Source organism: Micromonospora echinospora, assembly GCF_014203425.1.
GTDB classification, from domain to species: Bacteria; Actinomycetota; Actinomycetes; order Mycobacteriales; family Micromonosporaceae; genus Micromonospora; species Micromonospora echinospora_A.
This window is the reverse complement of record NZ_JACHJC010000001.1, coordinates 5193838-5204298: the sequence shown is the minus strand read 5'-3', so window position 1 is coordinate 5204298 and position 10461 is coordinate 5193838. Positions and strand designations below refer to the sequence as shown.

Sequence of the window (10461 nt, the reverse complement as noted above, 5' to 3'; positions counted from 1 at the left end):
GAATGGTGTCGTACGACCGTTGTCGACGGTCGTGACACGCTGGGCCGGGCGGGTCCGCGCACCCGCCCGGCCGCACCCCGCGAGGGCGGTGCGCCACACCGCTCGCGGGGCGGGTCGGCCCAGCCTGCGCCCCCGCCACCTAGGGGCACCCGTAGGGGCACGCTAGGGGTTGTGACCGCCGTCCGGCGACAATTACCTTTCGTCCGGCGCGTAAGACCTGGTGGGGGGCTGAAACGCCATTTTGTCTGGCAATTCGTGGTCGGCTGAATGGGTTTGGATCTTCGCGGCTTGTGGCGTCCGTGGACGGTATTGGGTCGCTGTTTCTCTCCGACCCGAAGAGGTGGCGTCAATGGCGACTGAAGATACGCTCCGGGAGTACCTGAAATGGGTGACGGCGGACCTTCACCAGACCCGGAGGAAGCTCGGCGAGCTTGAGGCGGCCAACCGCGAGCCGATCGCCATCGTCGGCATGGCCTGCCGCTTCCCGGGCGGGGTGGCCTCGCCCGAGGAACTGTGGGAGCTCGTCGACTCCCGCCGCGACGCCTGCTCCGCGTTCCCCGCCGACCGCGGCTGGGACCTGGCACGGCTGTTCCACCCGGACCCCGACCACCCCGGCACGTCGTACGTGGCCGAGGGCGGCTTCGTCGACTCCGCCACCGAGTTCGACGCCGCGTTCTTCGGCATCTCGCCGCGCGAGGCGCTGGCCATGGACCCCCAGCAGCGGCTGCTGCTGGAGACGTCGTGGGAGGCGTTCGAGCACGCCGGCATCGACCCCTCGACGCTGCGCGGCCACCAGGTCGGGGTGTTCGCCAGCACCACCGGCCAGGACTATGTGGGGCTGCTCCAGCAGCCGCCGCCCGGCACCGAGGGCTACATCCTCACCGGCACCGCGGCCAGCGTCGTGTCCGGCCGGATCTCGTACGCGCTCGGCCTCGAGGGCCCCGCCGTCACCGTCGACACCGCCTGCTCGTCGTCGCTGGTCGCGCTGCACCTGGCCTGCCAGGCGCTGCGGCAGGGCGAGTGCACCCTGGCACTGGCCGGTGGGGCCACCGTCATGTCCACCCCGTCCGCCTTCATCGGCTTCAGCCGCCAGCGTGGCCTGGCCATGGACGGCCGGGTCAAGTCGTTCGCAGCCGCCGCCGACGGCACCGCCTGGGGCGAGGGGGCCGGCCTTTTGCTCGTCGAGCGGCTCTCCGACGCCCGCCGCAACGGCCACCCCGTCCTCGCGGTCGTACGCGGCAGCGCGGTCAACCAGGACGGCGCGAGCAACGGTCTGACCGCCCCCAACGGCCCGTCCCAGCAGCGGGTCGTGCTCCAGGCGCTGGCCAGCGCCCGGCTCGCGCCCGAGCAGGTCGACGTGGTGGAGGCGCACGGCACCGGCACCACCCTCGGCGACCCGATCGAGGCGCAGGCGCTGCTGTCGACGTACGGGCAGGGCCGGCCGGCCGACCGGCCGCTCTGGCTCGGCTCGGTGAAGTCGAACATCGGCCACACCCAGGCCGCCGCCGGCGTGGCCGGCGTGATCAAGATGGTGATGGCGTTGCGGCACGACACCGTGCCCGCCACCCTGCACGTCGACGAGCCGACGCCCAACGTGGACTGGACGGCCGGCGCGGTGTCGCTGGCGACCGAGCCGCAGCCGTGGCCCGCCGGGGAACAGCCCCGCCGCGCGGGCATCTCCTCTTTCGGCATGAGCGGCACCAACGCCCACGTGATCATCGAGGAGGCGCCCGCCGCCGACCCGGCCCCGGCGGACGCCCCGGACGGCCCCGCCGCCACGACCGATCCGGTCACCGTGCCCGTCACCGCCCCGGTCGACGGTGCCGGCCTGGTGCCGGTGCTGGTCTCCGCCCGCGACGCCGCGTCCCTGACCGCGCAGGCCACCCGCTGGGCCGACTGGCTCGACGAGCGCCCCGAGCCGCGACTGACCGATGTCGGCTGGTCGTCGGCGAGCACCCGGGCCAGCCTCGAGCACCGCGCCGTGCTGCTCGCCGGCGACCGCGCCGACCTGACCGCCGCCCTGCGCGCGCTGGCCGCGGGCGGCGACGCCCCGGGCCTGGTCACCGGTGCGGGCCCGCGCGGCGGCAAGCTCGCGTTCCTCTTCTCCGGCCAGGGCGCGCAGCGCAGCGGCATGGGCCGCGAGCTGGCCGCCGCGTTCCCCGTCTTCGACCGGGCGCTGGCCGAGGTCTGCGCCGAGCTGGACCGGCACCTGCCCCGCCCGCTCGCCCCGGTGCTCTTCGCGCCCGAAGGCGACGAGGCCGGCGGGCTGCTCAACCAGACCCTCTACACCCAGGCCGGCCTGTTCGCCGTCGAGGTCGCGCTGTTCCGGCTCCTGGAGAGCTGGGGGATCGTCCCGGACATGCTGCTCGGCCACTCGATCGGCGAGCTCTCCGCCGCGCACGCGGCCGGTGTGCTGTCGCTTCCCGACGCCGCCACGCTGGTGGCTGCCAGGGGCCGGCTGATGCAGGCCCTGCCGGCCGGCGGCGCGATGCTGGCCGTCCAGCTCCCCGCCGACGCCGTCCGAGCCGCGCTGGCCGGCGTCGAGGACGCCGTCGCCGTCGCCGCCGTCAACGGGCCCACCGCCGTCGTCGTCTCCGGCACCGCAGTCGTCGTCGAGGAACTCGAACGCCGCTGGGCCGACCAGGGCGTACGTACCAGGCCGCTGCGGGTCAGCCACGCCTTCCACAGCCCGCTGATGGAACCGATGCTCGCCGAGTTCGCCGCCGTGGTGCGCCGGCTGGAGCTGCAACCGCCGGCGCTGCCGATCGTGTCGAACCTGACCGGCGCCGTCGCCGACGCCGACGAGATCCGCACCGCCGAGTACTGGGTGCGGCACGTGCGGGAGGCGGTCCGCTTCGCCGACGGCGTCGAGCAGCTGCGGGCCCTGGGCGTGCGTACGTTCCTGGAGGTCGGCCCCAGCGGGGTGCTCACCGCGCTGGCCCGCGACGTCCTGGCCGACGACGAGACCGCCGCCGTGGCGCTGCTGCGCCGCGACCGCCCTGAGCCCACGTCGGCGCTCACCGCCCTCGCCGAGCTGCACGTCGGCGGGGTGGAGGTCGCCTGGACGCGGCTGTACGCGGGCGCCGAGACCGCGCGGGTGCCGCTGCCCGGGTACGCCTTCCGCCGCCAGCGCTTCTGGCCCGAGCCGCCGCCCGCCGGCCCCGACACCGCCTCCGCCGACGGCGACGAGGAGTTCTGGGCCGCCCTGGAGCAGGCGGACGTCGACACGCTGCGCGGCGAGCTGGGCGACGACGACGAGCAGGTGCGGGCGCTGCTGCCGGCCCTGCCCGTGCTGTCCTCCTGGCGCCGGTCCCGACGGGAACGCTCCCTCGTGGACGGCTGGTCGTACCAGGTGAGCTGGCAGCCCGTGCCGGTCGGGGACGGCGACGCCCCGGCGGGCCGGTGGCTGGTCGTGCTGCCCGCCGAGGACGCGCCGGCGTGGGCCGACGGCCTGGCCGGGCTCTTCGGCGACGCCGAGCCGCTGGTGCTGCGCGTCGGCGCCGCGGACCTGGACCGCGCGGCGCTCGCCGCCCGGCTCCGGGTGCTGACCGGCGGCCGCGCTGTCGACGGCGTGCTCGCCGTCGTCGCCGGCCAGGACCGGCTGCTGCCCGGGCACCCCGGCGTGACCCTCGCCGCCGCCGGCACCCTCGCCCTCGTCCAGGCGATGACCGACCTGGACCTGGTGGCGCCGCTGTGGTGCGTCACCAGCGGCGCGGTGGCGGCGGCCCCGGGCGACCGGGTCACGCACCCGCTGCAGACCGAGGTCTGGGGCCTCGGCCGCGCGGCGGCTGTCGAGCAACCGCACCGCTGGGGCGGCCTGGTCGACGTGCCGGCCACCGTCGACGCCGCCACCACCCGGCGGCTCGCCGCCGTGCTGGCCGGCCACGGCGGCGAGGACCAGGTGGCCGTGCGCCCCGGCGGCACCTGGGCCCGGAGGCTCACCCCGGCCCCGCCGCCGATCGACGAGAACCCGGCCGGTGACTGGTGGTCCGGCGCCGTCCTGGTCACCGGCGGCACCGGCGCCCTCGGCGGCCACGTCACCCGCTGGCTGCTCGACCGGGGCGCCGGGCGGGTGGTCCTGGCCAGCCGCCGGGGCGCCGCCGCCCTCGCCGTGGCGGACCTGCTCGACCGGTACGGCGCCGACGGGCGGGTCACCGTCGCCACCTGCGACGTCACCGACCGGCGGTCCGTGGCGGACCTGGTCGGCTCGCTGCCCGACCTGACGGCGGTCGTGCACGCCGCCGGCACCGACCAGCTCACCCCGATCACCGACACCACCCTCGACGAGTTCTCCCACGTCGTCGCGGGCAAGGTACTCGGCGCCCTGCACCTCGACGCCTGCCTCGCCGAGCGCGACCTCGCCGCGTTCGTCATGTTCTCCTCCATCTCCGGCGTGTGGGGCAGCGCCGGGCAGTGCGCGTACGGCGCCGGCAACTCCCTGCTGGACGCCCTGGCCGTCAACCGGCGCGACCGGGGCCGGCCGGCCACCGCCGTCTCCTGGACGGCCTGGGGCGGCGCGCACGGCATGGCCGCCGAGAACGTCGCCACCGAGCAGCTCAACCGGATGGGCCTGCCGCCCGTCGATCCGGAGAAGGCGCTCGTCGCCCTCGACCGGGCGCTGCGGCGGCCGACGCCCTGCGTGACCGTCGCCGACGTCGACTGGAGCCGGTTCCACCCCGCGTTCACGGTGGCCCGGCCAAGCCCGTTCCTCGGCGACCTGCCGCAGGTGCGGGCGCTCGTCGCGCAGGAGGAGGCCGCCGCGCCGGCGGACGGGGTCGCGGCGCCGCTGCGCCACCTCGCGGCGCTCCCGGCGGCGGAGCAGGAGCGGGAGCTGCTGCGGCTGGTCAACGAGCAGACCGCGGCGGTGCTGGGCCACGCCACCCCCGACGAGCTGCGCGGGCGCCCGTTCAAGGACCTCGGCTTCGACTCGCTGACCGCCGTGGACTTCCGGGGGCGGCTGAACGCGGCCACCGGCCTGCGGCTGCCCACCACGCTGGTCTTCGACTACCCGACCCCCGCCGAGCTGGCCGCGCACCTGCGCGAGCTGGTCTCCGGCGCCGCCCCGGCCGACGCCCCGCAGGCCGTCGTCGTCGACGCCGACGAGCCCGTCGCGATCGTCGGCATGGCCTGCCGCTACCCCGGGGGCGTCGACGGGCCGGAGGCGTTCTGGCGGCTGGTCGCCGACGGCGTGGACGCCATCTCGCCGTTCCCCACCGACCGGGGCTGGGAGATCCCCGAGCCGGCCGAGGGGACGCACCCGCCGGCGGGCGGCTTCCTCCACGACGTGGCGGACTTCGACCCCGCGTTCTTCGAGATCTCGCCCCGCGAGGCCCTCGCCATGGACCCGCAGCAGCGGCTCACCCTGGAGACGTCCTGGGAGGCGCTGGAGCGGGCCGGGGTGGACCCGGCGTCGCTGCGGGGCACCCGTACGGGCGTCTTCGTGGGCGCCTCCACCTCCGGCTACGGCACGGGGCTGACCGAGGTACCCGAGGGCGTCGAGGGCTATCTGATGACGGGCGCCGCGCACAGCGTCATCTCCGGCCGGGTCGCGTACGCCCTCGGGCTGGAGGGCCCCGCCGTCACCGTCGACACGGCCTGCTCCTCGTCCCTGGTGGCGCTGCACCTCGCCGGGGCGGCGCTGCGGCGCGGCGAGTGCGACCTGGCGCTGGCCGGCGGCGTGGCCGTGATGGCCACCCCGACGGCGTTCCAGGAGTTCTCCCGCCAGGGCGGACTCGCCTCCGACGGGCGGTGCAAGTCCTTCGCCGCGACGGCGGACGGCACCGGCTGGTCCGAGGGCGTCGGCATGCTGCTCGTGCAGCGGCTCTCCGACGCCCGGCGGCAGGGCCGCCGCGTCCTCGCCGTGGTACGCGGCTCCGCCGTCAACTCCGACGGCGCGTCGAACGGGCTGACCGCCCCCAACGGCCCCTCCCAGCAGCGGGTGATCCGGCAGGCGCTGGCCGGCGCCGGGCTGGCGGTCACCGACGTGGACGTCGTCGAGGCGCACGGTACCGGCACCGTCCTCGGTGACCCGATCGAGGCGCAGGCGCTGCTGGCGACGTACGGGCAGGACCGGGGCGACGCGGGCCCGCTGCTGCTGGGCTCGGTCAAGTCGAACATGGGCCACGCGCAGGCCGCCGCCGGTGTGGCCGGCGTGATCAAGATGGTGCTGGCGATGCGGGAGGGCACCGTACCGGCGACGCTGCACGTGGACGAGCCGTCGCCGCACATCGACTGGTCGGCCGGCGACGTGGAGCTGGTGACCCGGTCCCGGCCGTGGCCGGCCGCCGACCGGCCCCGCCGCGCGGCGGTCTCCTCGTTCGGTATCTCCGGCACGAACGCCCACGTGGTCGTCGAGCTGCCCGCCGACGCGCCCGCCGGCGCCGAGGCGGCCGACGCACCGATGCCGCCGCCAGCCGCTGCGGCGGGGGAACGCCCCGCCGGGCTGCTCACCGCCGACGTGGTGGCCTGGCCCGTCTCGGCCCGCTCCACCTCGGCCCTGGCCGCGCAGGCGTCCCGGCTGGCCCGGCACCTGCGCGCGCACCCCGGCCTCGCCCCGGCGGCGGTCGGCTGGTCGCTCGCCGCGACCCGCTCGGCGTTCGACCGGCGCGCCGCCGTGCTCGGCGCGACCCCCGGCGAACTGCTGGCCGGCCTGGACGCGCTCGCCGCCGGCACCCCGGCCGGCAACGTCGTGACCGGCACCGTCGCCAACCACGGCGCGGGACCGGTGTTCGTCTTCCCGGGCGCCACCCCGGCGGGCGCGGTGGCCGCACTGGTGGGCCGCTGCCCGGTCTTCGACGACACCCTCGCCGAGTGCCGGCAGGCCCTCGCGCCCTGGGTCGACGTCGATCCGGCCGCCCTGCTCACCGGCGCGGACGCTGCCTGGGCCGACCGGCCGGAGCTGGCCCGGCCCGTCCGGTTCGCCGTCGGCGTGGCGCTCGCCGCCGTCTGGCGGCACGCCGGTGTCACCCCCGCCGCTGTCGTCGGCACCGGCGACGGCGAGGTCGTGGCCGCGTACGTGGCGGGCCTGCTGTCCCTGCCCGACGCCGCCCGCACGGTGGCGATGCGGGCCCGCGCCGCCGCCGGCGGCCTGGACCACGACGGCCTCCGCGCCGCCCTGGCGGGGCTCGCGCCGCAGCCCGGGACCGCCCGGCTGGCCTCCACTGTCACCGGGGACTGGGCCGACGCGGCGGGCCTCGGCGTCGACCACTGGACCGACCCGGCCACCCTGGGCACCGACCCGGCCACCCCCGGCGCGGCCCCGGCCGTCCCCGGCGCCGGGGACGGGGGGCCGGAGCGGCTCGCCGCCGCCCTGCGTGCCGCCGTCGCGGCCGGACACCTGACCTTCGTGGAGGTCTCGCCGGAGCCGGCACTGGCTGCCGGGATCGCCGCCGCGCTCGACGCCGCCGGCACCCCCGGACACGTCCTGGACACCCTCGGCGGCTCGGCCGACGCCGCCACCCGGCTGCTGACCGGCCTCGCCACCGCGCACGCCCTCGGCCTGCCGGTGGAGCACCGCCGGCTGCTGCCCGAGTCCGAACCGGTCGACCTGCCCACGTACGCCTTCGACCGGCACCGCTACTGGCTGGAGCGCACCGGCGCGCACCGCTCCGTCCTGCCCGCCGTGGGCCTCGACGTGGTGGACCACCCGCTGCTCAGCGCGGTGGCCGACCTGCCCGGCGACGAGGGCCTGCTGTTCACCGGCCGGATCACCCTCACCACCCACCCCTGGCTCGCCGACCACGCCGTGCTGGGCACGGTGCTGCTGCCCGGGACGGCCCTGGTGGAGCTCGCGTCCTGGACCGGCCGGCAGGCCGGCGCGGCGACCGTCGCCGAGCTGAACCTGGAGGCGCCCCTGGCGATCCCCACCGATGGAGGAATCGACCTGCGGGTACGCGTCGGCCCGCCGGACGAGACCGGGCACCGGCCCGTCGCCATTCACACCCGGCGCGACGACGACACCGCGGCCGACGGTTCCCGGCCCTGGCAGCGGCACGCCTCCGGGCAACTCGCCGACACCGCCGACCCGGACCCCGCGCCGGCCGCCGTGTGGCCGCCGGCCGACGCCGAGCCGATCGCCCTCGACGGGCTCTACGCCCGGCTCGCCGCCCAGGGCTACCACTACGGCCCCACCTTCCGGGCGCTGCGTGCCGCCTGGCGCTCGGGCCGGGACATCCTCGCCGAGGTCGCCCTGGACGCCGACGCGTCCACCGACACCACGGCGTTCTCGGTGCACCCGGCCCTGATGGACGCGGCGCTGCACGCCATCGGCGCCAGCGCCACGGCCGACGACCCGGCCGGCGACCCCGCCAGCGGCGCGTCGGGCACCGAGGGCGGCCCCGGCATCCGCCCGGGCCTGCCGTTCACCTGGTCGGGCGTCACCATCCGGCCCACCCGTGCCCGCGAGCTGCGGATCCGGCTGCGCGCCACCGACGCCGGCTCCGTGGCCCTGACCGTCACCGACACGGGCGCGACCCCGGTCGCCTCCGTCGACGGTCTGGTCCTGCGGCCCATCTCCGGCGAGCAGCTCAGCGCCGCCCGCCGCTCCGTCAGCCGGTCCCTGCACCGCCTCGACTGGCTCGCCCCCACCACCGGCCGCGCGGACACCGCCTCCCGGCTGGTCGTCCTCGGCGCCGACTGGTCCGGCGCCGACCGGCACCCGGACCTGTCGACGCTGGTCGCCGACGTACGCGCCGGCGCCGCCGCGCCCGACGCGGTGGTGGTGACCTGCGCCGGAGCCGCCGCCGACGAGCCGCACCCGGCCGCCCAGGCGCACCGGGTCGCCCACCGGATGCTCGCACTGGCCCAGCAGTGGCTCGCCGAGGAGGCCCTGATCGCCGCCCGGCTGGTGGTGGTCACCCGCGGCGCGGTCCGGGTCGACCCGGACGAGCGGATCGCCGACGTGCCGGCCGCCACCGCCTGGGGCCTGCTGCGCTCCGCCCAGTCGGAGAACCCCGACCGGATCGTGCTCCTCGACGTCGACGACGACGCCCCGGCCGCCGCGCTGCTGCCGGCCGCCCTCGCCACGGGCGAACCCCAGCTCGCCGTACGCGCCGGGCAGCTCCGGGTGCCCCGGCTGACCCGCCTCGGGCCGCCCCCGGCCGAGGCGTCCGGCCCCGACCTGGCCGCCGGCACCGTCCTGGTGACAGGGGCGACCGGCCTGCTCGGGCGGCTCGTGGCACGCCGGCTCGTCACCCGGCACGACGTACGGCACCTGCTGCTGGTCAGCCGCAGCGGAGCGGACGCCCCGGGCGTCGCCGCGCTGGTCGACGAGCTGGCCGGACTGGGCGCCACCGTCCGGGTGGCCGCCTGCGACGTCACCGACCGCGACGCGCTCGCCCTGCTGGTCGACCAGCTCCCCGCCGACCTGCCACTGACCGGCGTGGTGCACGCCGCCGGGGTGCTCGACGACGGTGTCCTGCCGGCGCTCACCCCGGAGCGCTTCGACACCGTGCTGCGACCCAAGGTCGACGCGGCCTGGCACCTGCACGAGCTGACCGAGAAGCTGAACCTGGCCGCGTTCGTGCTCTTCTCCTCGGCGGCCGGCCTCTTCGGCGGCCCCGGGCAGGCCAACCACGCGGCGGCGAACTGCTTCCTCGACGCCCTCGCCCAGCACCGGCACGACCGGGGACTCCCGGCGCTCTCGCTGGCGTGGGGCCCGTGGGTCAACGACACCGGCGACGGGCAGACCGGGCACGTCGACGAGGCCCGGATGAACCGGGGCGGCTTTGTGCCGCTCGGCGCCGAGGAGGGCATGGACCTGTTCAGCGAGGCCCTGCGCTTCGCCGAGCCGGTGGTCGTACCGGTCGACCTGGACCTCGCGTTGATCGGCCGGCACGGGCCGGCGGCGGTGCCGCCGGTGCTGCGGTCGCTGGTGCGGCCGGCGGCGACCGGCGCGGCCCGGGCCGCCGAGCGGAACCCGGCAGAGGCGCTGCGGGAGACCCTCGCCGCCACGGCGGAGGCCGACCGCGACCAGGTGCTCTCCGACCTGGTGCGGACCCACGCCGCCGCCGTCCTCGGCTACGCGTCGATCCGCTCGATCGATGCCGAGCGCGGCTTCGTCGAGCTGGGCTTCGACTCGCTGACCGCTGTCGAGTTCCGCAACCGGCTCAACGCGGCCACCGGCCTGCGGCTGCCCTCCACGCTGATCTACGACCGGCCGACCACGGCCGCGCTCGTCGAGTACCTGCGCGGCGCGCTGCTGGCGGAGCGCAGCACGTCCGCGCTGACGGTGCTCGGCGAGCTGAACAAGCTGGAGCACGCCATGCGCGCGGTGTCCACCGGCGACACCGACCGGGCCGCCGTCGGCGTCCGGCTGCGCGAACTGCTCTCCCTGTGGACCTACACCGAGGCCGGTGCGGACTCCGCCGCCGACGAGGGCACCAGCCTCGAGTCGGCCTCCGCCGAGGAGATCTTCAGCCTGCTGGACGAAGAGTTCGGCTCGGCCTGATCCGGCATGTCGCA

1 protein-coding gene is annotated in these 10461 nt (G+C 77.1%); it reads left to right on the top strand.

What is annotated here, in order from left to right:
- Positions 1-349 precede the first annotated feature (349 nt).
- A complete protein-coding gene (locus FHU28_RS23680; RefSeq protein WP_184686655.1) occupies positions 350-10447 on the top strand; it encodes a type I polyketide synthase in 10098 nt (3365 codons plus the stop codon).
- Positions 10448-10461: the final 14 nt, after the last annotated feature.

Coding starts and splice junctions, on each gene's coding strand:
- FHU28_RS23680 (WP_184686655.1), top strand. CDS start 350: ATGGCGACTGAAGATACGCTCCGGGAGTACCTGAAATGGGTGACGGCG.